The organism is Stenotrophomonas sp. YJH_SMC_14-1, assembly GCF_059372275.1.
Window position 1 is genome coordinate 53,079 of record NZ_JCAFVK010000010.1, and the last position, 25,731, is coordinate 78,809.

The following is a 25,731-nucleotide window of genomic DNA, read 5'->3' on the forward strand; positions in this document are numbered from 1 at the left end:
ATGTCCAGAACTGCTTTCCATGTCGTTGTTTTCCTTGTCGGCCTGCTGGCCGTGTGCTGGATCGGCATTGGCTATGTTTCGGTGCATCCGCTGGGTGCAGCGGTGGCGGCGATCATCGCGGCCTGCTACATCGCCGGTGGCGTGGAGCTGTACCGCTACCGCCAGGCCAGCAACGGCCTGCGCAGCGCACTGAACGACCTGTCCAGCGCGAAGGAGAGCCTCGCTCCCTGGCTGGAGCGCGTACCGGTAGGCCTGCGCAACGCCGTGCGCCTGCGCGTGGAAGGCGAGCGTACCGCCCTGCCCGCTCCGGTGCTGACCCCTTACCTGGTCGGCCTGCTGGTGCTGCTGGGCATGCTCGGCACCCTGCTGGGCATGATGGACACGCTGCGTGGCACCGGACTGGCCCTGCAGAGCGCGACCGACATGGCCGCGATCCGCGGCTCGCTGGCCTCGCCGGTGCAGGGTCTGGCGGTGGCATTCGGCACCTCGATCGCCGGTGTGGCCAGCTCGGCCATGCTCGGTCTACTGGCCGCGCTGATGCGTCGTGACCGCCTGCAGGCCGTGCAGCAGCTGGACCGCGCCATTTCCGGCGACCTGCATCCGTACTCGCAGGCTTGGCAGCGTGCCGAATCGCTGCGCCTGCTGCAGGCGCAGTCCGCGGCGCTGCCGGCGCTGGTCGACCGCCTGCAGGCGATGACCAGCACCTTTGAACAGCACAGTGCGGCCGCCAATGAGCGCCTGCTGGCCGGCCAGGCCGAGTTCCTGACCCAGAGCCAGGCACTGCAGGAACGCCTGGCGGTCTCGCTGCAGCAGTCGCTGCGCGAAGGGGCTGAAGCCAGCGCCGCCGCCATCGGTGGCGCGCTGCAGCCGATGGCCGAGACCACCCTGGCAGGCCTGGCCCATCACGGCGAAGCACTGCATGCCCGCGTCGAGCAGGCCGTGCAGCAGCAGCTGGCCGGCCTGAGCGACGGTTTCGAACGCAGTCGCGTCGCCACCAAGGCCAGCTGGGCCAAGGTGGTGAGTGAACAGACCCAGGCACAGCAGGCACTGGTGAGCGACCTGCGCCAGCACCTGCAGGCCTTCAGCGATGGACAGGCCACGCATGCCGAAGCGCTGGTCACACGTATCGGCGAGCGCCTGCAGGCCGATGCACAGGACAATGCGGAGGCCTTGCGTGCTGCCGCCGAACAGCAGCAGGCCCTGAACAGCGCGCTGGTCGAGCGCCAGCAGCAGGCGTTGATCGCCGCCAGCGAGCATCTGGACGCGCGTGCGCAGGCGCTGCTGCAGGCACTGGAGCAGCAGCACAGCGCCAGCCAGTCGCTGCTGCAGGACCACGAACAGCAGCGTTTGCAGGATTGGCAGGCCGCGCAGGCCGCCGCTGCCACCGCGCACGCCGAACTGCAGGCCAGCCTGGACAGCCGCGAGCAGCAACGCCAGGCGCGCTGGGACGCGGTCAGCGCCGAGTTGCAGCAGGCCCACGCCGCCCTGCAGGCGCAGCTGCAGGCCGGCGACGAACAGCGCCTGCAGCGCTGGAGCGATGCTCTGCAGCACGTTTCCACCGAGCTGGCCGAGCGCCTGCAGGCCAATGGCGAACGCCTGGCCTCGCAGCAGCAGCGCGTCTGCGACACGCTGGCGGAGACCGCACAGCAGATCGGCGAGAACGGTCGCGCACAGGCCAGCGCCACGCTGGCCGAAGTGTCCACCCTGCTGCAGACCGCCGCCGCCGCGCCCAAGGCCGCTGCCGACGTCATCAACGAGCTGCGCAGTACGCTGTCCGAGAGCCTGGTGCGTGACAACGCGATGCTGGAGGAACGCGGACGCCTGCTGGCCACCGTGCAGACCCTGCTGGATGCGATCAACCACGCCTCGCACGAACAGCGCACCGCTGTGGACGCACTGGTCGGTGGCTCGGCCGAGCTGCTGGAACGCGTCGGCAACCGCTTCACCGACCATATCGCCGCCGAGACCGGCAAGCTGGATGGCATTGCCGCAGCGCTCCACGGCAGCGCGGGCGACGTCGGACAGCTGGCCAGCAGCTTCGGCGAAGCGGTCGCGCAGTTCGGCAGCGCCTCCACCGAGCTGTCCGGCCGCCTGGAACAGATCGGCGGCGCACTGGATGCCTCGCTGGCCCGCAGCGATGAGCAGCTGGCCTACTACGTGGCGCAGGCGCGCGAGGTGGTCGACCTCAGCCTGCTGTCGCAGAAGCAGGTGATGGAAGAACTGCAGCAGCTGGCCGCGCGCCGCGGCAAGGCCGGTAGCGCATGAGCGACGAGTTGGAGGTCGACGGCGGTTCGCACGCCCCGATCTGGGCCGCCTTCGGCGACCTGATGTCGGTGCTGCTGGGCGCGTTCGTGCTGATACTGGTCGGTGTGGTCGCGGTGCAGCTGGAGCTGTCGCAGCGGCTGGACCAGGAAGTGAAGCAGCGCCAGGCCGAAGCCAAGCGCCTGCAGACACTGGAGCAGGCACTGGCTGGCCCGCTGGCCGCCGGTCGCGTGACCCTGGTCGACGGCCGCATCGGCATCAGCGGCAGCGTGTTGTTCGCGCTGAACTCCGACCAGCTGCAGCCGGAAGGCCAGGAGCTGCTGCGCAGCCTGGCCGCACCGCTGGCCGCCTATCTGGGCAGCCGCGAAGAGATCCTGATGGTCAGCGGCTTCACCGATGACGCACCGGTGCGCGAAGGCAATCGGCGTTTCGCCGACAACTGGGAGCTGTCCGCGCAGCGCTCGCTGACCGTGACGCGTACGCTCATCGCCGATGGCGTACCGGCCGACGCCGTGTTCGCCGCCGCATTCGGCAGCGAGCAGCCGGTCAGTTCCAATGCAAGCGAAGACGGCCGCGCACGTAACCGTCGCGTGGAAATCGCGCCGATTCCCAAGCCCAAGGCGCCGGATGCCAAGTAAGCCGCCAGCGCTCGAAGGCCTGCGCGCACTGGTGCGCGACCTCGATGCGGGGTCGCGCTCGCTGCCGCATTACCCGCAGGTGCCGATGCTGCAGCAGGTGCAGCGCGAGTGGTCGGAGCTGCGCAGCGAACTGCAGGTGCGCCGCTCACTGCGCACCGAGGCCCCTGCCGACGGCGGCCCGCTGAACTCGGCGGTGCTGGTGCAGCGCATGCTGGACACGATGCAGGCCACCAGCCCCGGCTACCTGCGGCACTTCATCGACTATGTGGATACGTTGTCGTGGCTGCAGGCGCTGCAGGACGGTGCCGCCAGCGGTGCAGATACCGCGAAGCCGAAGCGGACACGCAAGCCGCGCTGAACATTCACTGGTAGTGCCGGCCGCTGGCCGGCAGCCATGCATCTCCGCGCAGGTCATGAGGTTGCCGGCCAGCGGCCGGCACTACCACCGAGGGTGCTCTGTGCGCCGGAACGCGATCTGAGCTGCGCTGCGCTTCGCCTTTGCTGTGGTAGTGCCGGCCGCTGGCCGGCATCACAACCAGACCGACCACGGCCGAGGCGCGCGCAAGCGGCGCTGAACAGCGAATGGCCGTGCTGAACATTGACTGGTAGTGCCGGCCGCTGGCCGGCAGCCATGCATCTCCGCGCGGGTCATGGGGTTGCCGGCCAGCGGCCGGCACTACCACCGAGGATGCTCTGTGCGCCGGAACGCAATCTGCGCTGCGCTTCGCCTTTGCTTTGGTAGTGCCGGCCGCTGGCCGGCATCACAACCAGACCGACCACGGCCGAGGCGCGCACAAGCGGCGCTGAACAGCGAATGGCCGCGCTGAACATCGACTGGTAGTGCCGGCTGCCGGCCGGTAGCCATGCATCTCTGCGCGGGTCATGGGGTTGCCGGCCAGCGGCCGGCACTACCATCGAGGGTGCTCTCTGCGCCGGAACGCAATCTGCGCTGCGCTTCGCCTTTGCTTTGGTAGTGCCGGCCGCTGGCCGGCATCACAACCAGACCGACCACGCATACGGATACTCACCAATCTGCCCAGCAATACCGGCGCGTACCGGATTCCCCAGGATGTACAGCGCCTGTCGCGCCAGCGACTCCTCGGCCCTCACTGCGTGATCGAAGTAACCAGGCTGCCAGACCGTACATCGACGCCCCACCAAGCGATTCAGCGCAAGCGCGCTCGACGACTTCATCCGGCGCGCGATGTCGGGAAGGTGAGCTGCGCGCAGCTCGAACATGCAGTGGACGTGATCCGGCATGACGACCCATGCGTGTGACTGTACGAGCCCGCGCTGTTCGATGTAGTGGAACTGGTCGATTACACATGCTGCTGCAGCTTCGCTTTCAAAGAGCCGGCGGCGCTGGTGTGTCGTGGTTGTCAGAACGTAGGACTGGCCGATGATCGAGTGACGGCCCAGACGGAGGCGATGGCTGCTCATGCGCCATGGTGGGTCGATCATTGCGCGTTGGCTGTCGGGCCATGCCTCGATGGGGGTTGGGAGATGTCTGAAGTTGAATGAGGTTGCCGGCCAGCGGCCGGCACTACCGGGACTATGGATTGCCGGCCAGCGGCCGGCACTACCGGGGCTATGGATTGCCGGCCAGCGGCCGGCACTACCGGGACTATGGATTGCCGGCCAGCGGCCGGCACTACCGGGGCCATGGATTGCCGGCCAGCGGCCGGCACTACCGGGGCTATGGGTTGCCGGCCAGCGGCCGGCACTACCGGTGCTGTGGGTTGCCGGCCAGCGGCCGGCACTACCGGTGCTGTGGGTTGCCGGCCAGCGGCCGGCACTACCATTGCCCGCAGGCGGCGGTCGGGGCTCAGCCGCGCAGGGTGGCGCCGCCGTCCACGTACAGGTCGCTCATCGCCACATGCCCGGCCTGTTCGGAGAGCAGGAACATCACCGAGTGCGCGATGTCCTCGGGGGTGGCCAGCTTGCGCAGCGGGATGCCGGCCTTGTACGTCTCCAGGCTGCCGGCGATCACCCGCTCGGCACCGTGCGCGTCCTGCCACATGCCGGTCTGCATCGGGGTCAACGTGGACCCCGGGGCGACGATGTTGCAGCGGATGCCCAGCGGCGCCAGCTCCAGCCCGAGGCAGCGGGTGAACATGGTGGCGGCGGCCTTGGACGCGGCATAGGCGGCCATGCCGTGCCGCGGCACGCCGGCGGCATTCGAACTGACGGTGACGATCGCGCCCCGCTGGCGCGGCGACATCACCCGCGCCAAGGCACGCCCGACATGGAACACGCCGTCGGTGTTCACCGCGAACACCCGGCGCCAGTCGTCATCGCCGGTCTCGGTCACGCCGCCCATGTGCAGCACACCGGCCACGCTGGCGGCCAGCATGATCGGTCCGATGCTGGACTCGACCCGATCCACCAAGGCGCCGACGGCCGCACTGTCGGTCACGTCGAGTGCGAACGACCTGACCCGCGTATCGGCCACGTGTGGCGTCTCGCGATCGGTCGCCACCACGGTGCAGCCGGCCTCGGCCAACAGCCTTACCAGTGCCTCGCCGATGCCGCCAGCGGCACCGGTCACCAGTGCCACGCGGCCTTCAAAGCCGGTCAACTGCATGTTGCGATCTCCTGTTGCTCATCCCATTGGCGCAGTCGCGCCGACAACCACGGCGCCAGCTGCGCCACCGCATCGCGGCCGGTCAGCTCGGCGTGCAGGAACGGCAGTTCCAAGGCCTGCACCTTGCGCGCGTGGGTCCGCCACAACGCCGACTGCAGCTGTGGCCGCGCCTGATGATCCCGGCCCGCGCGGACGTGCACCAGCGTGCCGTCGAACGGTTGGTGAATGTGTTCGCGGATCAGTCGATTGGTGCCGGTCACTGCGCGCACCACGCCATCGAGCACCACATCCGGCAGGCTGCCGAGTGCACTACCGCCACGTCGCAGGAACGCCAGAATGCGTTCACGGCTGTCCAGTTCCGGATGCGCATCCGGGTCATGACCGGCAATCGCCAGCAGTGCCCGCAATGCAGCGATGGCATCGGGTTCCGGCTCGGCCCGCCAGCACTCGCTGGGATAGGCGTCCAGCAGTACCAGCTCGCCGACGTCGCGGCCGATCTCATGCAGGCGCACCGCCATCGCCTGGGCGAGGATGCCGCCCACCGACCAGCCCAGCAGATGCACCGGCCCCTTCGGCTGCAATGCGACCACGCGCTGTACGTAGTCGTTGGCCATCGCCTCGATGCTGCTCGGCAGTGGTTGCCGCGCATCCAGTGCCGGCGACTGCAGGCCATACACCGGGCGTGCCGGCTGCAGTGCCCTGGCCAGGGTGCGGTAGTTCCAGGCGATGCCCCCGGCCGGGTGCAGCACGAACAGCGGCGTGGGCCCGGCAGCGTCGGTCGCGGCCAGCGCGATCACTGGCCCCAGGGCGTGATCGGCCAGCGCGGGCGGCTCGGCAATGCGTACGGCCAGTGCGGCCACGGTGGGCTGCGCAAACAAGGCCCCCAGACCCAGATCGCAGCGCCAGCGCTGTTCGATCGCCAGCAGCAGGTGCACCGCCGACAGCGAATCACCGCCGAGACTGAAGAAATCCGCATCCACCGCAACTGGCACTTCACGCCTGAGTGCCTGGGCAAACAGCAACGCCAGTTCCTGTTCCAACGGCGTGCGCGGTGCCAATCCGGCAACTTCAAGTTGCGGTGGTTTCGGCAAGGCGTTGCGATCGAGCTTGCCGTTGGCGGTCACGGGCCAGTGGTCCACGCCGACAAACGCCGAGGGCACCATGTAGTCCGGCACACGCGTGGCCAGGTGGCTGCGCAGCGTTACGGCATCGGCAAGCGCCGCTGGCACATAGGCCACCAACCGAGCATCGCCGGGCGCGTCCTGGCGCAGCAGCACTTCCACCCGCTCCATGCCAGGCAGCTCGCGCAGTGACGCCTCGATCTCGCCCAGCTCGATGCGCAGGCCGCGCAGTTTCACCTGGTGGTCGCTGCGGCCCAGGTACTCGACCGCGCCATCGCGCCGCCAGCGTGCCACGTCGCCGGCGCGGTAGATACGCTCGCCCGGCAGGAAAGGATCGGCAAGGAAGCGTTCGGCGGTCAGATCGTCGCGACCGAGATAGCCACGTGCCAGCTGCACGCCCCCCAGGTACAGGTCACCGGCCACGCCTATCGGCACCGGCTGCATCCGCGCGTCCAGCACGTACAGGCGGGTGTTCCAGACCGGGAATCCGATCGGCACCGGCCGCGAGCGATCCTGCGCCGACGCCGGCCAGTAGCTGACATCCACCGCAGCTTCGGTCGGGCCATACAGGTTATGCAGTTCTGCGTGCACACGCGTGTGGAAACGATCGCGCAGCGATGCGTCCAGCGCTTCGCCACTGGTGAACACGCGGCGCAGCTGCAGGCCCTCGGAGGCTGGTGAGGCGAGGAAGGCATCGAGCATCGACGGCACGAAATGCGCCGTGGTGACGCCATGCCCACGGATCAAGCGCGCCAGTTCGGTAGGATCACGATGCGCGTCCGGCCCGGCGACCACCAGCGTGGCTCCACACAGCAGCGGCAGGAAGAACTCCCAGACCGAGACATCGAAGGTGGCCGGGGTCTTCTGCAGCACGCGGTCATCGGCGCGGATGCCGTAGTGCTCGCGCATCCACAGCAGGCGGTTGACGATGGCACGGTGTTCGATGACCACGCCCTTCGGCTCTCCGGTCGAACCGGAGGTGTAGATCACATAGGCCGCATCGCTGGGCGCCGGATCGGCCCATGGCGCGGCGAAGCTCAGCGCGGTCCACTGTTCCGGCGCGAGCATCGGTACGCCAGCCATGCGCGCCGAATCCTCGGCCGCAGCCAGTACGCACACAGGCTGTGCCGAGGCGAGAATACGCGCCAGTCGCTCATCGGGATGGGCAAGGTCCAGCGGAAGATAGGCCGCGCCTGCGCGCAGCACCGCGACCAGCGCGATCACCAGCTCCAGCGAGCGCGGCAATGCCACCGCCACCACGCTGCCCGGGCCGACATCCATCGCCCGCAGCTGCGCCGCCAGCGCGAAACTGCGCGCTTCCAGCGTTGCGTAATCCAAAGCAGCGTCGCCGAACACCAGCGCAGGCGCGTGTGGGTCCCGATCCATGCCCTGCTGCAGCAGCTCGACCAGGGTCGTCTCCGGCAGTGCGTGCGCGGTGGCGTTGAATTCCTGCAGCACCTGCTGCGCCTCCTCGGGCGTCGCAAGGGGCACGGCTGCGATATCGTCAGCCTGCAGCGCCGCCGATACGAAATGCAGCAGCCGCGCTGCGTGCGCCTCGACATCCTCGCGACTGTACAGCGCGGGATTGGCCTCGATTTCCAGATCCAGCAGCGACTGGCCATCGCCACGGAAGCCCAGCGTCAGGTCATCCACCGGCCCGGTGCACAGCACCTCCAGCGTCGCCTGCACGCCGGCCAGCGTCAGCGCCTTGTAGAACGGCTGCACATTCACCAGCGGACCGTGCAGGCGCTGCTGCGCGCCGACCAGGCCCAGGTCCCGGCGCAGCTGCTCACCGCGGTAACGGCCGTGCTTGCGACCCTGGCTGAGCTGCCGGCCCAGGCCGCGGGTGAAGGCCTCCACGCTGCCCTCGCCGGCCGCCACGCGCAGCGGCAACACATTCATCACCATCGCCGGCACCCGCGCCGACGCGTTGCCGAGCCGCCCCATGTAGGGCACGCCCAGCACCACTTCATCGGCCGCGCTCATCCGCCGCAGGTACTCGGCCGACAACGCGGCCAGCACATCCGGCCAGGGCTGCAGCCAACGCACCGATGCCTGCAGCAGCTGCTCACGGAAGGCCGCATCGAGCGGCTGCACCCAGCGCAGCGCGTCGTCACTGGCCGCGAGCGTGCCGGCCAGGCCCACGCCTGCCGGTGCGCCCTGCATGTGCTCACGCCACCACTGCCCGGCCAGCGCGCGGCGCGGATCGGCACGATAAGCGGCATCATCGGCCAGCACGCCCGCCAGCCCCGGCAGTGGCTCACCCATGCGGCCGGCGTACAACGCGCACACGCGATCAGTGAACAGCGCCATGCCGTAGCCATCGGCGGCCAGATGATGCACCCGCAGGTACCAGACCCAGCGCTGCCCGCCCAGCTCAAGCAGCACCTGCTGGCTGATCCGGTCGCGGGTGGGGTCGACCGGGCTCATCCGGTCGGCGTGCATCAGGCTGCGTGCCGCAGCAGCAGCGTCCGCCTCGGCGGAAACATCACGTACCGAAAGCAGCGGCACGTGCGCCGGGTCATGCCACTGCAGCGGCTGGCCATCGGCCCCTTCGGCAAAGCGCAGTGCAAAGGCCTCGGCCTCGCCCGCAGCCTGGTCTGCCGCTGCGACGAACGCGGCCACGTCCAGCGGGCCGTCGATCCACACCGCGTGCGCGGTATTGAATGACGGGTTGTCCGGTGCCAACCGCTGTGCGAACCACAGTCCAGCCTGGGCCTCGGTCAATGCCACCGGCGTGGCCAGCGCGACGGCGTTCATGCGTTCTGCGCGGCCTGCAGCGTCTGCACCACGTTCCACCACTGGCGCAGCGTGGTGTGCTCGGCCAACTGCGAGAACTCAATCGGCAGGCCGGTGTTGCCCCAGGCCAGGACCAGGCCGAGCATGCGCATCGAGTCCAGGTCCAGGTCGATCAGGTTGTCGTCGTCACCGATCTCGGCCGGCGTACATTCCAGAACGCGCGCCACGTCGGCACGCATCCGCTCCAGATCCAGCATCTCAGCGGTGGCAGCCATCACAGCACCTCCAGCAACTGGTCGGTGGTCATCGGCACGCCACAGGTGCGTGCGATCCAATGCAGCGCCTGATCGTGATCGGCGCGCGAGAAGTCCGCCACGGCATCGGCGGCAATGAAGGCCTCGATATCACGCTGGAACGCCTCGACCACGGTCGCGGTGCAGCCGATATGGGCGTACACGCCGGTCACCAGCAACTGGTCGCGGCCACGCACCCGCATCAGCGTCTCCAGGTTGCTGCGCTGGAACGCACTGTAACGGTGCTTGACTAGCACGTGCTCGCCCGGCTGCGGTGCCAGCGCGTCGATGATCGGTTCATGGTCGGCGCTGCGGCGCATGCCCGGTCCCCACAGGTCGGCCTGCAGGCCACGGTCACGGCGATCCTGGTCGCCATGCTGGGCGGTGTAGAACACCGGAATACCGCGCGCGCGGCAATGCGCCAGAAGGCGTGCGATGTTGTCCACGGCCGGCCGCAGCGGTGCATTGCCGGCGTCGAATGCGGCCAGGAAGTAGCGCTGCATGTCGTGCACCAGCAAGGCGACACGATCGCGCTGCGGGCGCCACGGGCCGCGTGCCTGCGGCAGTTCGGCGGCGGTCGGCAAGGGGTAATCGGTGATACGGGGCAGCGCCATCAGCGCGTTCCTCCTGTCTGTTGCAGATGACGCGCACGCAACTGCGCGCGCAGTTCGCGGCGGCTGATCTTGCCGACCGCGGTGGTATCGAAACTGTCGACGAACACGACCTGGTCGGGCACCTTGAACGCCGCCAGGCCGCGCCCGCGCATCCAGGACTTCAGCGCCGGCGCCTTGAACGGTTCGCCCTGCGGAATCACGAAGGCACAGCTGCGCTCGCCCAGATACTCGTCGGGAATGGAGACCACGGCCGCATCGAACACACCGGGGTGGGCCAGCAGGTGATCTTCGATCTCTTCGGCGGAGATCTTCTCGCCGGCACGGTTGATGTGGTCACCGGCGCGGCCCTGCACCACCAGGTAGCCTCCGGGCAGCTGCTGCACACGGTCACCGGTACGATAGAAGCCGTCATCGGTGAACGAGCGCGCATTGGCCACCGCGTCGTTGTGGTAGCCGCGGATGGTGTACGGCCCACGGGTGAGCAGATGCCCTACCTCGCCTTCGGCCACCGGCTGGTCGTGATCATCGACCACGCGCACTTCATCATCCGGACTGATCGGCCTGCCCTGGCAGGCCACGATCAGTTCCTCCGGGTCATCCAGCCGTGTGTAGTTGACCAGGCCTTCGGCCATGCCGAACACCTGCTGCAGCGTGCAGCCAAGGCCATCGATCACCCGTCGTGCGGCTTCCGGCACCAGTTTGGCGCCGCCTACCTGCAGTACCTGCAGGCTGGACAGATCATGCTTGCTGGTGGCGGCGGCCTGTGCCCACAGCAACGCCAGCGGCGGCACCAGCCCGCAGCAGGTCACCTGCTCGCGGGCGATCAGCGGGAAGGCCGCATCCGGACCGGGGCCGGGACTGAGCACCACGCGGGCGCCGGCATACAGTGCGCCGAAGAAGCCCGGCGAACTCATCGGGAAATTGTGCGCGGCCGGCAGCGCGACCAGATAGACGCTGTCGCGGTCGATGCCGCAGAGGTCATTGCTGGCGCGGAACGAGTAGATGTAGTCGTCGTGGGTACGCGGAATCAGCTTGGACAGCCCGGTGCTGCCTCCGGATATCTGCAGGAACGCCACCGACTGCGGGTCCGGATCGGACGGCAGCTGGCTGCGATCGCCCTGCAGTGCCTCCAGCGCGATGAACTCCGCCGCATCGCCGTCGATCACCACATGGCGAACCGCCGGCACTTCGGCCTGCAGCGCCCTTGCCAACGCGCGATGATCGAAGCCATCGTGCAGTGCGGTGGTGATGTAGGCACTGGCTTCCGCCTTGCTGGCGAAGTGGACCAGCTCGGTGATGCGGTGCGCCGGCAACGCATACACCGGCACCAGGCCGGCGCGGAACAGGCCGCAGACCATGGTGATGAACCCGGCGGTATTGCCCAGCTGCACCAGCACCCGTTCGCCAGGCTGCAGGCCAAGCGCCAGCAGGCCCGCACCGATGCGGCCTGCCTCATTCCACAGCTGCGCATAGCTCAGGCGTACGTCGCCGGCGACTACCGCGATGTCATCGGCGTAGCGTTCTGCACGCTCGCGCAGGAAACCCGGGAAGGTCTCGCCACGCCAGTGACCGGCTTCGCGATAGCGCGCCACCAGCGTGTCGGGCCACACCTGCTGCAGTGGCAGGCGGGAAGAGTCAGTGGAGGTACTCATGCGGCAGGCTCGATGGCGGGCGCGGATTCATGGACACCCAGCGCGTTCAACAGGGCAGCGAACTTCGCTGCGGTTTCGGCCACCTCGGCCTCGGGGTGTGACTCGGCGACGATGCCGGCACCGGCATACAGGCGCAGCTGCGTGCCCTGCAGGCGCGCGCAGCGGATCGCCACGTACCAGTCGCCGTCACCCTGCGCGTCCAACCAGCCCACGGCACCGGCGTAGAAGCCGCGCGGCACCGGTTCCAGCTCGCGGATGCGCTGCAGCGCCGCCAACCGTGGCGTACCGCAGACTGCCGGCGTGGGGTGCAGCTGCGCCAGCAGTTCGGCGGCAGACGCCTGCGGATCCTTCAGGGTGGCGTGGATGCGGGTGCCCAGGTGCCACATGCTGGCGGTGGCATGCAGCACCGGGCGCGGCTGCGCATCGATGTGGCTGCAGTACGGTGCCAGGCCCTCGACGATGGCTTCGACCACGTGGCGGTGCTCGTCGTGGTCCTTGGCCGAGGCCAGCAGCGCCTGCGCCGCACGCTCGTCCTCGGCGGCATCGGCGCTGCGCCGCGCGGAACCGGCCAGCGGATGCGACAACAGCTCGGCGCCGCGCTTGCGCAGCAGCAGCTCCGGCGTCGCCCCCACCAGCCAGGCCGGTGCCTGGCCCAGCTCCACCGGCAACGGCACCGCGTAGGTCGCCACCGACGGATCCGCGCCCAGGCGTGCCAGCAGCACGTCCGGAGACAGCGCCTGGCGGGTGCGTGCCAGCAGGCTGCGCGCCAGCACCACCTTCTGCAGGCTCAGTTCGGGCGCGCGCAGTACCTGCACCGCCGCGGCAACCGCTGACGCATAGTCCTGCGGCGCAGGCTCGGCGCGCAGGGCACCGTCCAGCGGCGGTGCGGCCTGCGGCTGCAGTGCCAGCGCCGGCAGCAGGCGCTCGGGCTGGAACAGCGCATCGTCCGCACGCGGTTCGAACGGCACTGCGCCAACCAGCAGGCCCGGGCCGCCACGCTGCCGGGCAAAGAACGCCGAGACGCGTTCTGCCAATGTCGCCAGTGCACCGGCCGGCAGCGTGGCGCGGCAGCCGCGTGCATGCACGTGCTGGCCGGCATGCTGCAGCAGGAACAGCGACGCGTCGTCGGTGCTGTCCAGCGGCGCTGGCGCAGCCTCCGGCCACGCGCCCTGCATCAGGGAATCGTTCATGGGGTCTCCTTCATCCGATGCGCTGCAGCCAGCGCGCACAGCAACAGCAGCAGCGCACCGACCAGCAGGTAAGGCAGGCTTGGCCCGCCGCGATACAACAGCGTGCCGAGCATCGGCCCGGCCACCATGCCCAGCCCCTGCGCGGCAGCGACGGTGCCGGCGGCGGCGCCCTGCTCGTGCGCCTCCACCGCATCGGCGGCCAGCGCCTGGAACGAGGGGAATACGAAGCCCATGCCAAACGCGGCCAACGCGTACGCCGCCGGCAACTGCCAGCCCTGCTGCACGCCCGCCACCGAAGCAAAGCCAATGCCGGAAATCAGGGCGCCAAGGACGATCCAACGGCGTGGATGTACCTCCAGCTTCATCACCAGCGCCTGCGCCAGGATCAGGCCGACACCAACGGCGGTAAGTGCGATGCCGGCCATGCGTGCACCGGCCGCCGCATCCAGGCCCAGGCGATCAATCGCGAAGAAGCCGACCGTGACCTGCGCGATGGTCACCGAGACCATCGCGATGAACGCTGCCAGCTGCGGCAGGCGCAGGCGCGCGTCGAGACGGCTCATCGGCGTGCGGCGCTGTGCGGACGCGCCCACCACCGGTGGTGTAGCCGGCAGCCGCCAGGCCAGCAATGCCAGTGCCAGCAACGGCAGCAACGCGGCCACGTACAGCGCCAGCGAAAGATTGGTATAGGCCAGCCAGCCGGCAGCGGCCGGACCCAGTACCATGCCCAGCGCGTTGGCACTGCCCAGCCGGGCGAGGAAACTGGCGCGCTGCCCGGTCGGTGCCTTGTCGGCAATCAGCGCAGCGGCCGTGGGCGGCACGGCCGCGTAGAACAGCCCGATCAAGCCGCGCGCGCCCACCAGCACCAGCACCGACATCAGTACCGGCGGCACCGCCTGCAGGGCGACGTCGATGAACACCGCCAGTGCGATGTAGACCGCCGTATAGGCACTCATCGCCAGGATCAGCACGCGCTTGCGCCCAATGCGGTCGCTGAGCTGGCCCCAGGGGCGCGCGGCCAGCATCCACAACACACCTGCGGCGGTGACCGACAGGCCGGCATGCCACTCGGACAAGCCGAGCATGCGGACCACCGGGCCGATCACGGCGACGAAGGACATCATCGCCATGGTGCCGATCAGGGCAGCCAACACCAGCGCCGGCAAGCCGGGAACGACGGGACGTGCATGCATGGAACACCAGCCGTAACAGGAAAGGATGGCCAGGCGCACCTGCGCGCCCCACCCGGCACCGGCCCTGCTCAGGACCAGGCACCACCCTTAAATGATAACGGCTCGTATTTGCATTTGATACCCATTCTCTTGAATGGGCATGCAACAGCGGCTTCAGCGCATTGCACGCAGGCCGAGCAGGCCACGGCGCTTGAACCACCACTCCAGCGGCAGCGTCACCAGCGGCGGGATCGCCGCCAACAGGGCCAGGGCACTGGCCCACCACGGCCAGCGCAGGCGCACCGCCGCGAACAGGGTGACTGCCACATAGACCAGGAAGGCCACGCCGTGCAGCGGCCCGAACACCTTCACCAGCGCCACGTTGGCCATCGGGCCGTACTTCATCCACATGCCGATGAGCAGGCCGGCCCAGGTCACGGCCTCGATGAAAGCGACCGCGGCGAACAGACGTCCGGTCGGGTGCATGGGGGAACGTTGGGTCACGCGGGGCTCCGGCATCGGGGTATCAAATGCGAATGATACGCAGATGCGAACCCCATGTAGAGTCGAGCCGTGCTCGACCGCTGGAGCCCACCGAGGTGGACAGCTACCGGAGCGCGTGTGGCAGAACGTGCTCCCCGATCTCACGCAGCACCGCGTCCATCGGCCGCCCGTTGTCGACCAGGTTGAACATCACGTGCGCCACGCCCTGCGCATGCACGCGCAGCAGGTAGTCACGCAGGCCATCGCGGCCGACCTTCAGGCCCAGCGGCAGCGGCTCGGCTGGCGCCTGCGGATCGGCCTGCAGGTCCAGCAGCATCGACTGCACGAACGGCTTGCCTGGCCCACCACGCTGCACCAGCGCCTGCTGCCACAGGCCGATGCGTCCTTCCTGCGCGGCCTCCTCGCGATGATAGGTGGCCCAGCCTTCAGCCTCGCGCGCGATCCACTGCAGGCTCTGCCGCGCGGTACCCACCACCAGCATCGGGATGCGGGTTGCCGGCGCCGGCAGCACGTCGAAGCCACCCGTCGCCTGCAGTACGGCGGTCCGCTCATCGGCCTCCGGTGACAGCGCCGCGCGCAACAAGGTCCAACGCGCACGGAAGGTCGCCGCCCTGCCCTCCAGATCCTCGCCGAATGCGGCGAACTCTTCCGGGCGGTCCCCCGAACCCAGGCCCAGCACGAACCGTCCGCCGCTGATCCGGTCCAGGCTCAAGGCCGACTTCGCCACCTGCAGCGGCTGCCGCAATGGCAGCACGATGGCCGCGCTGCCTACCACGATGCGTCCGGTCGCGGCAGCCAGCATGCCCAGCCACAGAAACGGGTCATCCAGCGCGCTTGCTGTCTCGTCCGGACCCTGCGGCACCATCAGTGGTACATCACGCGTCCACAATGCAGCAAAGCCCAGATCATCGGCCAGTCGCGCAATGCGCCGCGCCTCATGCGGATCGGCCAGTCCATGCGCGGCGACAGGCGTCATCAGGCCCAGGCTCAGGCCCTGTTGCGGAAACAAGGCAGCGTAAGCAGGATTGAAATCACTCATGCCGCCAGCTTAGCGTGCAGGCCTGCGGCAACGATGACGTGCCGCCCACTACCGGAAGAACACTGCATGCCGACGATCCGCCCTGCCCACGTCGATGACCTGCCCGCGATCAGTGCGGTGTGCCTGGCTGCGTTCACTGCGGCGGTCGCGCCTTCGCTCAGCGCGGCCGGCATCGCCACCTTCGGCAGTGTCGCCGCTGCCGAAGCATTCGGCGCGCGCCTGCAGGGCGACAACCACATCCTGGTGGCAGAGCAGAACGGCCGTGTCGTCGGCGTGATCGAACTGAAGGAGGGCCGGCACCTTGCGATGCTGTTCGTCGATCCCGCCTGCCAGCGCCAGGGCATTGGCCATGCTTTGTTCGAGGCGGTGCTTCCACAGGTGCGCGAGCCGGTCCTGACCGTGCGCGCTTCGCTCAATGCAGTGCCGACCTACCTGCGCTATGGCTTCGCGCTGGACGGTGACGTCGGCGAGTTCAATGGGTTGGTGTATCAGCAGATGGTGCGGGCAGCGGTCTGAAGGCAACCGCCCGGCGTTGCCCGGCAATGCCCGGCAATGCCCGGCAATGCCCGGTGGGCGTTATGCCCTGCAGCACGCCCGTCATGAGCAAACTGAATCAGCGGGCTCCCCGGCGGTTCCTACAATGGCCTGTCACCCTGCCCTTCGAGATGCTGCTGATGCGCGTCGCGCTTTCCGTGTTGCTGCTGGCTTCGGCGCTGAGCGCCTGCACCCCGGCCCCGGTTTCCACCGCCAACTCCGCCGAGGCACCTGCGCCGGCCAAGGGAATCGCCTGGCGCCAGGGCGATGTGGACGATGCCTTCGCCGAAGCCGCCGACAGCGGCAAGCCGGTGCTGCTGTACTGGGGCGCGGTCTGGTGCCCGCCGTGCAACCAGCTCAAGGCGGGCCTGTTCAAGGACCCGGCCTTCATCGCGCTGACCAGCAAATTCGTGCCCGTCTATCTGGATGGCGACGAGGAAGGAGCGCAGGCCTGGGGTGAGCGCTTCGGCGTACGCGGCTATCCGACCCTGATCGTGCTGGACCCACAGCGCAACGAAATCACCCGCGTGGCCGGCGGCAACGACGCCGCCGAACTGACCCGTGCACTGACCGTTGCCGCAGGCCGCCGCAGTGCCGTCGCCGCCACCTTGGCCACCGCGCTGGCGACGCCGGACCGCCTGGCCGCCGAAGACTGGCAGGTGCTGGGCGACTACGGCTGGGAAGTCGACGCCAACCGCCTGGCCGACGAGCGCAAGAGCCAGGATGTGCTGCGCCAGCTGTCCAAGGCGGCACCGGATGCCGCCCTGCAACGCCGCTTCGCCCTGCTCGCCCTGGCAACGGCTGAAAAGCCTGATGCCTCGCCTACCGAGGTACGTGAGCTGCTGCAGGCAGTACTGGCGCAACCGGCGGAAGTCCGTCGCAACCGCGAACTGCTGGGCTACGCGGGCGCCTCGCTGGTCAAGCAGGCCAGCGCCGGCCCAGCCACCAGCAACACGCTTGGGCAGCAGCTGCTGGTCGCACTGGAGCGCGCAGATGCCGAGCGCGGTGACCGCGCCGACGACGCGTTGTCGCGTGCGCTGACCGAAGTATCGCTGGCCCGCCAGCAGCAGCCGAAGGGCGCACTGCCCGTGGCCCTGGTTGATCGGGTCAAGCAGCGCGTGGCCGCTGCCGATGCCGCCGCCACCGATGCGCATGCACGCCAGGCCACGATCAGCAGCGCGGTTTATGCCCTGCGCGAGGTCGGCGACGACGCGGGCGCCGAAGCGCTGTTGCTGGCCGAGCTGAAGCGCAGCGAACAGCCGTACTACTACATGCCCGAGCTGGCCGAGCTGGCCGAACAGCGCGGCGACACCGCCGGGGCACTGGAGTGGCTGAAGCGTGCCTACGATGGCGCGCAGGGCCCGGCCACCCGCGTGCAGTGGGGCGTGCTGTACGTGGAGGGCCTGCTGAAGCTGGCGCCGGACGACGCACCACGCATCGAGCAGGCCACGGCCTCGCTGATCGCCGAACTGGAAGCGCAGCCGTCGGGCTACCACCAGCGCACCCGCCAGCGCTTCGAGCGCTTGGCCGGGCAGTTGAAGACGTGGAGCGGCAAGCACCAGGGCGCCGAAACACTGGCGCGACTGCAGCAGCGGATGCAGCAGGCCTGCGGCGATCAGGTGGATGGCGCGTGCAAGGATTGGTTGAGTTGATGAAAACGCTGGCGGCGGGCACGTCACCGCGGCGGTGAGGATTCGAAAAGCGGGTTCTGGTAGTGCCGGCCGCTGGCCGGCAACCCGACCTTCGCTGATTGCCGGCCAGCGCCCGGCACTACCATGCCGCTCCTGCTCCCTTTCACGCATTTCCTCCCCCCGCCCCTTGACCTCAACCAATGTTGAGGTGCGATAACAGTCTCCCCACGGCCAGCCCTCTGGCCTTCCCCACGGAGATTGCTTCGATGTCGTACTCGCTTCCCCCGCTCCCCTACGCCTACGACGCCCTTGAGCCGCATTTCGATGCGCGCACGATGGAAATCCACCACAGCAAGCACCACCAGACCTACGTCAACAATCTCAACGCCGCCATCGAGCAGGCTGGCATCGCCGAGCAGCCGGTCGAGGCGCTGATCGCCAACCTCGATGCCGTGCCCGAGGCCCAGCGTGGCGCGGTCCGCAACAACGGCGGTGGCCACGCCAACCACAGCCTGTTCTGGACCGTGCTCAGCCCCCACGGTGGTGCACCCGATGGTGAGCTGGCCGCCGCCATCGACCGCGATCTTGGCGGCTTCGATGCCTTCAAGGACGCCTTCACCAAGGCGGCTCAGACCCGCTTCGGCAGCGGCTGGGCCTGGCTGACCAGCGATCGCGATGGCCGCCTGCAGGTGGAAAGCAGCGCCAACCAGGACAGCCCGTTGATGGGTGCAGCCGTGGGCCTGTCGGGCAACACCCCGATCCTCGCACTGGATGTCTGGGAACACGCCTACTACCTGCACTACCAGAACCGTCGCCCGGACTACATCGGTGCGTTCTTCAACATCATCAACTGGGCCGAGGTCGGCCGGCGCTACCGCCAGGCCAGGGCCTCATGAGCGGCGAGACACTGCCGTACGCCGGGCCGTGGGCGGGAGTATTCCCCGCCCCGGCGCCGGTGCCGTCGGTCGAGATGCCGCCGCGCGCACTGCGGCGGCTGCTCGGCCACTTTCCTACCGGCGTGGCCATCGTCTGCGCACGCGATGCGCAGGGCAAGCCCATCGGCCTGACCATCAATTCGTTCGTGCCGCTGTCATTGCAGCCGCCCCTGGTGCTGTGGAACCTGGCATTGCACGCGCAGAGCCTGTCCACCTTCCAGCGCGCCACCCGCTTTGCGATCAGCGTGCTGGCGGCCGACCAGGAAGCGCTGGCCCGGCGCTTTGCCGATCCGCAGGTCCGCAACCGCTTCGATGGCCTGGCATTGCTGGATGACGACGAGGACGCCCCACCGCGCATCGCCAGTGCGGTCGCCCATCTCACCTGTACCCGCCACGCACAGTGGCCGGTGGGCGATCACCTGCTGCTGGCCGGCCGCATCATCGAAGTGCACGAGAACGGCGGCGCGCCGCTGCTGTTTCATCGCGGCCGCTTCCAGCCCGGCCCGGCCGAGCTGCTGGTGGAGGTGCGCTGATGAACATCGAGGCTCTGGAATGCATGCTCGCCGCCGGCAAGGACGGCGCGCTGCTGCGCTTCGGCCTGGGCAAGGGCTGGCTGGACGCCGGCAACCCGGTGCGCGCGGCCACCCATCTGGGCCGTTGCGTGGTGCTTGATCCGCAGTACTCGGCGGCGTGGAAGCTGCTGGGCAAGGCCTGGCTGGCCAGTGGCCAGCCGCAGGCGGCGCGCGAAGCATGGCGACGCGGCCTGAGCGTGGCCGGCAGCAAGGGCGACCAGCAGGCACGCAAGGAAATGCAGGTGTTCCTGCAACGCCTGGACCGCGAGCAGGCGGACCTGGCGAAAGCGGGCTGAGTCGATCAGCCCGCGTTGGCCGATGCCGGTGCGGACATGATGTCCGACATCGGCAGGCGGCGCGGCTTGCTCGGGAACGCGTGACGCAGGATGCGCCAGACCACCTGGCCGAACTGGCGCGGCAGCGAGCCGTTGTTGTAGTGCTGGCCGTAACGGCGGCAGATGTCCTTCACTTCCTTGGCAATGGCCGCATAGCGGTTGGCCGGCAGGTCCGGGTAGAAGTGGTGCTCGATCTGGTGGCTGAGGTTGCCCGACAGCACGTTGATCAGGAAGCCGCCGCTGATGTTGGACGAACCCCGCAGCTGGCGCAGGTACCAGTGACCGCGCGATTCATTGCGCAGGCATTCCTTCGGGAAGGTTTCCGATTCGGCGGTGAAGTGGCCGCAGAAGATGATCACGTAGGTCCAGATGTTGCGCAGGCCGTTGGCCACCATGTTGCCCAGCATCACGGTGAGGAAGAACGGGCCGGCCAGCAGCGGGAAGAACACGTAGTCCTTCAGCACCTGGCGGGCCATTTTCCGCGCCACCGGGCGGGTCTGCATCCACATCGCACGGCCGCTGATGCGGCCCTTCAACCAACGGCCCAGGCGCAGGTCCTGCGCGGCCACGCCCCACTGGAACAGCAGCGCGAAGATCGGTGCGATGATCGGCTGCAGCAGGTAGAACGGCTTCCAGCGCTGTTCCGGGAAGATGCGCAGCAGGCCATAGCCGATGTCATCGTCCATGCCACGCACGTTGGTGTAGGTGTGGTGGCGGAAATTGTGGGTCTTGCGCCAGTTGTCGGCGGTGGCAACGATGTCCCACTCGTAGGTGTTGCCGTTGAGCTTGGGGTCGCCGGTCCAGTCGAACTGGCCATGCATGACGTTGTGGCCCAGCTCCATGTTCTCCAGGATCTTCGACAGCGCCAGCAGCAGCGTGCCGGTGATCGCAGCCGGCCACAGCAGCGGCATCCAGAACAGCGGCGAGAATGCCGCCAGGAACAGCAGGCCACGGCCGCCCACGCCGAACCAGCGCACGGCGGCAGCCACCCGGCGGATGTAGCGGGTATCGGAAGCGCCGAGGCTGCCGATCACACGGTCGCGGATCGCGTCGAGTTCCTCACCGAAGGCATGCATCTCGGCAGTACTCAGGGCACGGTCGGTAGCGCGGGTCATGGCAGGCGTCCTCAGAGATCCAAAGTCAGGTCGGTGGTCGGTGCGCTCACGCAGATCCGCACCGGCTGTGCCGATTCGGACTGCAGGTCGCCGGTGCGCAGATGGCGGGTGGCGCCACTGACGCGATCACAGGTGCAGGTATTGCAGATGCCCATGCGGCAACCATGCTTGGGCTTGATGCCATGGGCTTCGAGGCTTTCCAGCAGCGAGCGGCCACGCGGCACGCTCAGCTGGCGCCCACTGCGCGCAAGCGTCAGCGACACTTCGCCTTCGCTGCTGGCATCGCGCAGCGGCGCCGGCGGGGTGAAGGCTTCGGCCTGGAAGCCAGCCACCTGGTGCGCCAGGCGCTCACGCGCGGCAGCAACGAAGCCGTCCGGGCCGCAGGCCAGCACATGGCGCTGCGCCAGCGGCGTGTCATCGCCGGCCACCTGCAGATCATGGGTATCGATTCGCGCGGCCGGCGCCTCACCCTCGCGGGTGGTCAGCAGGTGCACGCGCAGGTTCGGATGGGCCGCGGCCAGCGCCTGCAGTTCATCACGGAACTGCAGATGGGCGGCGGTGCGCTCCCAGTAGAACAGATCCACCGGCGCTGCCAGCGGGCGCTGGCAGGCGTCGCGCAACAGGCTGCGCATCGGCGTGACGCCGCTGCCGGCCGCCAGCAGCAGCACCGGCGCCGCGGCCGGCATATGGAACTCGCCGAAGGCGGCATCGAGGCGGAACAGTTCGCCCGGCTGCGCGTGGTTGACCAGGTGCTGGCTGACCCGGCCGCCATCGACCGCCTTGACGGTGATCGCCAGCTCGCGCCGACCCAGTGCGGTGGGGCTGTAGCTGCGCTGCCACAGGCGTCCTTCAATCTCGACGCCGAGGGTGACGTGCTGGCCAGCGCGCATGCCGGCCCAGTGCCGGTTGGTGCGCAGGACCAGGGTCGCCGCGCCCTCGCCTGCCGGCTCACGCCGGACCAGGCGGGCCACCGGCTCGCGCAAGGTCCACAGGGGATTGAGCTGGCCCGCCCAGAAATCGAACAGCGACGGCGAGACCCAGCGGTACGGAGAGAACAGGGACGGACGGACGACAGCGCTCATGAGCGAACTATACGGGCGCACATACACCTGTGTATACACGTGTATATTGAACCGGATTGGGTATGATTCAGCCTCGCCCCACCGGAACCCCCATGGCCGCTGCCACCGCCTTGTCGACGCCCGAAGATGCCAACAGCCCGGCCCGCCGTACGGTGAGCCGCGAGGATCTGCTGGCCGCCGCCCTGAAACTGATCGGGCCGCACCGCAGCCTGTCCACGCTCAGCCTGCGCGAAGTGGCACGTGAGGCCGGCATCGCGCCGAACAGCTTCTACCGTCAGTTCCGCGACATGGATGAACTGGCCGTGGCGCTGATCGACGCCGCCGGCCGCTCGCTGCGCACCATCATCGGCGAGGCCCGCCAGCGCGCCACCTCCACCGCCACCAGCGTGGTGCGGGTCTCGGTGGAGACCTTCATGGAGCAGCTGCGCGCCGACGACAAGCTGCTGCACGTGCTGCTGCGCGAAGGCGCGGTCGGCTCGGACGACTTCAAGCACGCGGTCGAACGCGAGCTGCACTACTTCGAAGAAGAGTTGCAGCACGACCTGGTGCGACTGGCCGCACTGGATGGCGCCGTACTGCATGCCCCGGAACTGGTGGCCAAGGCCATCACCCGGCTGGTGTTCGCGATGGGCGCGACCGCCATGGACCTGCCGCCGGAGAAGGATCCGGAACTGGTCGAACAGATTTCCACGATGATCCGCATGATCATCGTCGGCGCCCGCACCCCCGCCGCGTTCCGCCGCGGCTGACGATCCGACCCCGCCTCCCCGCCTGTACGGCAACTCCATCCTGCGGACATGACCACCGGCAGGGTTGCGGTCGTTTTATGTAATGTTATAACACAGCCATAATCTGACTCGACCAGCGCCCAGTCGTAATTGCTGCGGCTTCCTTATATAGCACTTGCTATCTTCATGAGCCGCTGCTTTCATATGCGTCAGCCAGGTCGCCCTCGCCGCCTTTCTTCCCCCAGGGACGACGCCCTCATGTGCTCCATGCCCCACCGCTTCCGTCGGTTGCCGCTGGCCGCCGCCATTGCCCTGACTCTGCCGCTGCCTGCACTGGCCGACACTCCGAAACCGACCGAACTGGACCGTGTGCAGGTCAAGGTCAGCACTGCCACGCGCAGCGAACGCCTGCTGTCGGACGTGCCGATCCGCACCGAAGTGCTGCGCAAGGAAGACATCGCGCTGCGCGCGGCCACCGACTTCTCGCGCGCCGCCGAGCTGATCAACGGCCTGCGCGTGGAAAGCAACTGCCAGAACTGCAACACCAGCGAAGTACAGCTGCTGGGCCTGCCCGGCGCCTACAACCAGCTCCTGTTCGATGGCATTCCGCTGCTGTCCACGCTGGGCAGCGTGTACGGTCTGGAACAGATCCCGGCCGGGTTCGTCGACCGCATCGAAGTGGTCAAGGGCGGCGGCTCGGCGCTGTACGGCCCGGGCGCGGTTGCCGGTGTGATCAACCTGGTTCCGCCGCTGCCGGCGCGCAGCGGTGGCCATGTACAGGCCGGCGTGGATGTGCTGAAGGGTACGCCGCAGAAGAACGCCGACGTGCGGCTGGACCTGGTTGCCAAGGACGCAGACGCCGGTCTGTCGGTGATTGCCCAGCGCAACTGGAACAGTGGCATCGACTACAACGGCGACGGCTACACCGAAATCACCCGCAAGAACCTCAAGGTCGGCGGACTGCAGGCCTGGTACGCGCCCACGCCGGGCACGCGGCTGCGCCTGGACCTACAGATGACCGATGAAACCCGCCGCGGCGGCAACCGCCTGGACCAGCCCGAATACCTGGCCAACATCGCCGAATCGCTGGATACGAAATACCGGCGCGGCAGCGTGTCGTGGGACCAGGAGATCACTGCCGACGTCGATTTCCGCCTGGCCTATGCCTTCGCCGACATCGACCGCGACAGTTTCTATGGCGGCCTGGGCGACGTGGTCACCGATCCCTCGGCGCCCGGCTATGACCCGTTGCAGCTGGACCCCGACGTGGCCGGCAGTGCGGCCTCGCGTTCGTGGCGCCAGTACGGCCGCACCCACAACCCGCTGCACTACATCGACAGCCAGTTTAACTGGCGGCGGGGCGCGCATGCGCTGGCCTTCGGTGTGCAGTACAAGCACGAGGCGCTGCGCGACGACAACCGTACCGGTGACGGGCAGCGTCTCGCGACGCTGGAGGATGCGACCTTCCACAACCTGGGCGCCTTCATCCAGGACGAGTGGAGCCTGCGCGACAACGTCGACCTGGTGCTGGGCGCACGCGTGGACAAGAGCTCGGAACTGGACAACGCGGTGTTCTCACCACGCATCGCGCTGGCCTGGCAGGCCACGCCGAACCTGAAGTGGCGCGCCGGCATCGCCACCGGCTTCCGTGCGCCGGAGATCTTCGTCGAGGATGTGCATGTCGATACGCTGGGCGGCGAACAGGTGCGCGTGCGCAACGCGGACGGTCTGAAAGAAGAGCGCGCGTTGACCACCCTGTTCGGCTTCGACTGGCGTTCGGACCCGGCCGATCCGGTGTGGAGCTGGGATGCCACCGCCTCCTATGCACGCATCCGCGACACCTTCGCGCTGGGCGAGATCCAGCGCGGCGATGACGGCCAGCTGAGCCAGCTGCGCTACAACGCCTCCGGCTCGAACGTGATGGGCGCGGAAACCAACCTCGGCTGGCAACCCTCGCCGCAGTGGCGCCTGACCGCCGGTGCCTCGTGGTACCGCTCGCGCTTCCGCGAGCCGCAACGCATCTTCGACGACAGCGGCGACGGTGGCGACACCGTGATCGAAAGCCGCGATTACCTGAAGACACCGCGCTGGACCGGCCTGGCGCAGCTCAGCTGGATGCCGGCCGAACCGTGGGAAACCTTCGTCGCGCTGCGCCATACCGGGCCGATGTCGGTGCTGAACAACCGGCTGGGCGAGCTGCACCGCACGCGGTCATTCCTGGTCACCGACCTCGGGGCGCGCTGGCACCGGCATCTGGGGGCGCAGGCGCAGCAGGAAGTGTCGGTAGCCGCAGGCGTCAAGAACGTGTTCGATCAGCGCCAGAAGGATCTGGAAGTGGGCGCGCTGCGCGACAGCGACTATGTCTACGGGCCGCGTTTCGCGCGCTCGTGGTACGTCAACCTGCGCTATGCGTTCTGAGCTGCTGCGAACGTTGTCGCTGGTCAGCGCCCTGCTGCTGGGCGCACACGCAATGGCCACGGACCTGCATGCGCAGGTTTCGGCCTCGCTGATGCGGCCGGAACAGCGCTCGCTGCGGCCGATGCAGTGGACACCGCCGCCGCGGCTGGTGGCGCTGTACTTCGGCGCCGACTGGTGCGCACCGTGCCATGCCTTTGTACCCACCTTGCGCAGCGTACGCGACGCGTTGCGCGAGGCCGGCGCCGATACCGAAGTGGTGTACGTCAGCCTGGATGAGAGCGAGGCTGCATTGCGCCGCTACATGTACACGCAGGACATGCCGTGGCCGGTACTGGACCCGCGCCGCGCCGCGCGAATGCCGGCACTGCAGGCATTGGCCGGGCTGGCACCGCCGAATCTGGTACTGATCAATGCCGACGGCCAGGTGCTGGCCAATGGCTGGCAAGGCCGGCGCTATGAAGGCCTGCAGCCGGTGTTGAAGGAATGGACGAAACGGGCGTGCGCGCAGGAACAGGCACGCTGCCCGCCTGGATTGTAGGGTCGCGCGAAATGCCGCCGGGCATGGCCGGCGCT

The 25,731-nt window shown here is 68.5% G+C and carries 23 protein-coding genes; 11 read left to right on the plus strand and 12 right to left on the minus strand.

Going from position 1 to position 25,731, the window contains the following annotated elements:
* The 3 genes from AC5P9P_RS17975 to AC5P9P_RS17985 are packed head-to-tail and all read left to right on the plus strand — an operon-like array spanning position 1 to position 3,258.
* Positions 1–2,265, plus strand: a complete 2,265-nt coding sequence (locus tag AC5P9P_RS17975) for a DUF802 domain-containing protein (protein ID WP_495232993.1) — start codon at positions 1–3, stop codon at positions 2,263–2,265.
* Entirely contained in the window at positions 2,262–2,900 is a 639-nt protein-coding gene (locus AC5P9P_RS17980) for an OmpA family protein (RefSeq protein WP_006449800.1), read from the plus strand. The genes AC5P9P_RS17975 and AC5P9P_RS17980 overlap by 4 nt, the downstream gene beginning before the upstream one ends.
* Positions 2,818–3,258: a DUF2894 domain-containing protein gene (locus tag AC5P9P_RS17985; RefSeq protein WP_395760172.1), complete on the plus strand. Its 441-nt coding sequence runs from the start codon at positions 2,818–2,820 to the stop codon at positions 3,256–3,258. The genes AC5P9P_RS17980 and AC5P9P_RS17985 overlap by 83 nt, the downstream gene beginning before the upstream one ends.
* 635 nt (positions 3,259–3,893) lie before the next feature.
* On the opposite strand, the gene AC5P9P_RS17990 is transcribed toward AC5P9P_RS17985, so the two are convergent.
* The 10 genes from AC5P9P_RS17990 to AC5P9P_RS18035 form a co-directional block, all read right to left on the minus strand.
* A complete protein-coding gene (locus AC5P9P_RS17990) occupies positions 3,894–4,340 on the minus strand; it encodes an REP-associated tyrosine transposase (RefSeq protein WP_495232994.1) in 447 nt (148 codons plus the stop codon).
* Between the two features lie 385 nt (positions 4,341–4,725).
* Positions 4,726–5,484 (minus strand): 2,3-dihydro-2,3-dihydroxybenzoate dehydrogenase, encoded by a 759-nt coding sequence (locus AC5P9P_RS17995; protein ID WP_495232995.1) that lies wholly within the window; start codon positions 5,482–5,484, stop codon positions 4,726–4,728.
* On the minus strand, positions 5,475–9,365 hold the full coding sequence (locus tag AC5P9P_RS18000) for an enterobactin synthase subunit F (RefSeq protein ID WP_495232996.1): 3,891 nt from the start codon (positions 9,363–9,365) through the stop codon (positions 5,475–5,477). Before AC5P9P_RS18000 ends, AC5P9P_RS17995 begins: the two co-directional genes overlap by 10 nt.
* Positions 9,362–9,619, minus strand: coding sequence for a phosphopantetheine-binding protein (locus tag AC5P9P_RS18005; protein WP_005409947.1), 258 nt, complete (start codon positions 9,617–9,619; stop codon positions 9,362–9,364). The genes AC5P9P_RS18000 and AC5P9P_RS18005 overlap by 4 nt, the downstream gene beginning before the upstream one ends.
* On the minus strand, positions 9,619–10,251 hold the full coding sequence (locus AC5P9P_RS18010; RefSeq protein ID WP_033835614.1) for an isochorismatase family protein: 633 nt from the start codon (positions 10,249–10,251) through the stop codon (positions 9,619–9,621). The genes AC5P9P_RS18005 and AC5P9P_RS18010 overlap by 1 nt, the downstream gene beginning before the upstream one ends.
* Entirely contained in the window at positions 10,251–11,903 is a 1,653-nt protein-coding gene (locus tag AC5P9P_RS18015; RefSeq protein ID WP_005409949.1) for a (2,3-dihydroxybenzoyl)adenylate synthase, read from the minus strand. Before AC5P9P_RS18015 ends, AC5P9P_RS18010 begins: the two co-directional genes overlap by 1 nt.
* Positions 11,900–13,093: an isochorismate synthase gene (locus AC5P9P_RS18020; RefSeq protein WP_049403971.1), complete on the minus strand. Its 1,194-nt coding sequence runs from the start codon at positions 13,091–13,093 to the stop codon at positions 11,900–11,902. Before AC5P9P_RS18020 ends, AC5P9P_RS18015 begins: the two co-directional genes overlap by 4 nt.
* A complete protein-coding gene (locus AC5P9P_RS18025) occupies positions 13,090–14,286 on the minus strand; it encodes an MFS transporter (RefSeq protein ID WP_049403972.1) in 1,197 nt (398 codons plus the stop codon). The genes AC5P9P_RS18020 and AC5P9P_RS18025 overlap by 4 nt, the downstream gene beginning before the upstream one ends.
* A 153-nt stretch (positions 14,287–14,439) precedes the next feature.
* Entirely contained in the window at positions 14,440–14,751 is a 312-nt protein-coding gene (locus AC5P9P_RS18030) for a DUF3817 domain-containing protein (RefSeq protein ID WP_049403974.1), read from the minus strand.
* 121 nt (positions 14,752–14,872) lie between these two features.
* Positions 14,873–15,808, minus strand: coding sequence for a TIGR03571 family LLM class oxidoreductase (locus AC5P9P_RS18035; protein ID WP_495232997.1), 936 nt, complete (start codon positions 15,806–15,808; stop codon positions 14,873–14,875).
* A 66-nt stretch (positions 15,809–15,874) separates the two neighbouring features.
* Here AC5P9P_RS18035 and AC5P9P_RS18040 point away from each other — a divergent pair, with 66 nt between their 5' ends.
* The 5 genes from AC5P9P_RS18040 to AC5P9P_RS18060 all read left to right on the plus strand — a co-directional run bounded on the left by AC5P9P_RS18040 (position 15,875) and on the right by AC5P9P_RS18060 (position 19,776).
* Positions 15,875–16,324 carry a GNAT family N-acetyltransferase gene (locus tag AC5P9P_RS18040; protein ID WP_049432206.1) on the plus strand — a complete coding sequence of 150 codons (450 nt, stop codon included), beginning with the start codon at positions 15,875–15,877 and terminating at the stop codon, positions 16,322–16,324.
* A gap of 149 nt (positions 16,325–16,473) precedes the next feature.
* Positions 16,474–17,994 carry a thioredoxin family protein gene (locus AC5P9P_RS18045; RefSeq protein WP_049403979.1) on the plus strand — a complete coding sequence of 507 codons (1,521 nt, stop codon included), beginning with the start codon at positions 16,474–16,476 and terminating at the stop codon, positions 17,992–17,994.
* A 245-nt stretch (positions 17,995–18,239) separates the two neighbouring features.
* Positions 18,240–18,869 (plus strand): superoxide dismutase, encoded by a 630-nt coding sequence (locus tag AC5P9P_RS18050; RefSeq protein WP_012480516.1) that lies wholly within the window; start codon positions 18,240–18,242, stop codon positions 18,867–18,869.
* A complete protein-coding gene (locus AC5P9P_RS18055; protein ID WP_495232998.1) occupies positions 18,866–19,441 on the plus strand; it encodes a flavin reductase family protein in 576 nt (191 codons plus the stop codon). The genes AC5P9P_RS18050 and AC5P9P_RS18055 overlap by 4 nt, the downstream gene beginning before the upstream one ends.
* Positions 19,441–19,776 carry a tetratricopeptide repeat protein gene (locus AC5P9P_RS18060; RefSeq protein WP_111172392.1) on the plus strand — a complete coding sequence of 112 codons (336 nt, stop codon included), beginning with the start codon at positions 19,441–19,443 and terminating at the stop codon, positions 19,774–19,776. Before AC5P9P_RS18055 ends, AC5P9P_RS18060 begins: the two co-directional genes overlap by 1 nt.
* A gap of 5 nt (positions 19,777–19,781) precedes the next feature.
* Here the strand turns inward: AC5P9P_RS18060 and AC5P9P_RS18065 are convergent, their stop codons facing one another.
* A complete protein-coding gene (locus AC5P9P_RS18065) occupies positions 19,782–20,930 on the minus strand; it encodes a fatty acid desaturase family protein (protein WP_005413710.1) in 1,149 nt (382 codons plus the stop codon).
* Between the two features lie 11 nt (positions 20,931–20,941).
* The gene (locus AC5P9P_RS18070; protein ID WP_181453296.1) at positions 20,942–22,012 is read right to left on the minus strand and encodes a ferredoxin reductase; all 1,071 of its coding nucleotides are present in this window, start codon (positions 22,010–22,012) and stop codon (positions 20,942–20,944) included.
* A 92-nt stretch (positions 22,013–22,104) separates the two neighbouring features.
* On the opposite strand from AC5P9P_RS18070, the gene fabR reads away from it, so the two are divergent.
* From fabR to AC5P9P_RS18085, 3 genes are all read left to right on the plus strand, one after another.
* Complete coding sequence (fabR, locus tag AC5P9P_RS18075) at positions 22,105–22,761, plus strand: HTH-type transcriptional repressor FabR (RefSeq protein WP_005409961.1); 657 nt, start codon at positions 22,105–22,107, stop codon at positions 22,759–22,761.
* Between the two features lie 246 nt (positions 22,762–23,007).
* Positions 23,008–25,158, plus strand: a complete 2,151-nt coding sequence (locus AC5P9P_RS18080; RefSeq protein WP_495232999.1) for a TonB-dependent receptor plug domain-containing protein — start codon at positions 23,008–23,010, stop codon at positions 25,156–25,158.
* Entirely contained in the window at positions 25,148–25,696 is a 549-nt protein-coding gene (locus AC5P9P_RS18085) for a thioredoxin-like domain-containing protein (protein WP_111172395.1), read from the plus strand. The genes AC5P9P_RS18080 and AC5P9P_RS18085 overlap by 11 nt, the downstream gene beginning before the upstream one ends.
* Positions 25,697–25,731 lie beyond the last annotated feature (35 nt).

Coding starts and splice junctions, on each gene's coding strand:
- AC5P9P_RS17975 (WP_495232993.1), top strand. CDS start 1: ATGTCCAGAACTGCTTTCCATGTCGTTGTTTTCCTTGTCGGCCTGCTG.
- AC5P9P_RS17980 (WP_006449800.1), top strand. CDS start 2,262: ATGAGCGACGAGTTGGAGGTCGACGGCGGTTCGCACGCCCCGATCTGG.
- AC5P9P_RS17985 (WP_395760172.1), top strand. CDS start 2,818: ATGCAAGCGAAGACGGCCGCGCACGTAACCGTCGCGTGGAAATCGCGC.
- AC5P9P_RS17990 (WP_495232994.1), bottom strand. CDS start 4,340: ATGAGCAGCCATCGCCTCCGTCTGGGCCGTCACTCGATCATCGGCCAG.
- AC5P9P_RS17995 (WP_495232995.1), bottom strand. CDS start 5,484: ATGCAGTTGACCGGCTTTGAAGGCCGCGTGGCACTGGTGACCGGTGCC.
- AC5P9P_RS18000 (WP_495232996.1), bottom strand. CDS start 9,365: ATGAACGCCGTCGCGCTGGCCACGCCGGTGGCATTGACCGAGGCCCAG.
- AC5P9P_RS18005 (WP_005409947.1), bottom strand. CDS start 9,619: ATGGCTGCCACCGCTGAGATGCTGGATCTGGAGCGGATGCGTGCCGAC.
- AC5P9P_RS18010 (WP_033835614.1), bottom strand. CDS start 10,251: ATGGCGCTGCCCCGTATCACCGATTACCCCTTGCCGACCGCCGCCGAA.
- AC5P9P_RS18015 (WP_005409949.1), bottom strand. CDS start 11,903: ATGAGTACCTCCACTGACTCTTCCCGCCTGCCACTGCAGCAGGTGTGG.
- AC5P9P_RS18020 (WP_049403971.1), bottom strand. CDS start 13,093: ATGAACGATTCCCTGATGCAGGGCGCGTGGCCGGAGGCTGCGCCAGCG.
- AC5P9P_RS18025 (WP_049403972.1), bottom strand. CDS start 14,286: ATGCATGCACGTCCCGTCGTTCCCGGCTTGCCGGCGCTGGTGTTGGCT.
- AC5P9P_RS18030 (WP_049403974.1), bottom strand. CDS start 14,751: ATGCACCCGACCGGACGTCTGTTCGCCGCGGTCGCTTTCATCGAGGCC.
- AC5P9P_RS18035 (WP_495232997.1), bottom strand. CDS start 15,808: ATGAGTGATTTCAATCCTGCTTACGCTGCCTTGTTTCCGCAACAGGGC.
- AC5P9P_RS18040 (WP_049432206.1), top strand. CDS start 15,875: ATGCCGACGATCCGCCCTGCCCACGTCGATGACCTGCCCGCGATCAGT.
- AC5P9P_RS18045 (WP_049403979.1), top strand. CDS start 16,474: ATGCTGCTGATGCGCGTCGCGCTTTCCGTGTTGCTGCTGGCTTCGGCG.
- AC5P9P_RS18050 (WP_012480516.1), top strand. CDS start 18,240: ATGTCGTACTCGCTTCCCCCGCTCCCCTACGCCTACGACGCCCTTGAG.
- AC5P9P_RS18055 (WP_495232998.1), top strand. CDS start 18,866: ATGAGCGGCGAGACACTGCCGTACGCCGGGCCGTGGGCGGGAGTATTC.
- AC5P9P_RS18060 (WP_111172392.1), top strand. CDS start 19,441: ATGAACATCGAGGCTCTGGAATGCATGCTCGCCGCCGGCAAGGACGGC.
- AC5P9P_RS18065 (WP_005413710.1), bottom strand. CDS start 20,930: ATGACCCGCGCTACCGACCGTGCCCTGAGTACTGCCGAGATGCATGCC.
- AC5P9P_RS18070 (WP_181453296.1), bottom strand. CDS start 22,012: ATGAGCGCTGTCGTCCGTCCGTCCCTGTTCTCTCCGTACCGCTGGGTC.
- fabR (WP_005409961.1), top strand. CDS start 22,105: ATGGCCGCTGCCACCGCCTTGTCGACGCCCGAAGATGCCAACAGCCCG.
- AC5P9P_RS18080 (WP_495232999.1), top strand. CDS start 23,008: ATGCCCCACCGCTTCCGTCGGTTGCCGCTGGCCGCCGCCATTGCCCTG.
- AC5P9P_RS18085 (WP_111172395.1), top strand. CDS start 25,148: ATGCGTTCTGAGCTGCTGCGAACGTTGTCGCTGGTCAGCGCCCTGCTG.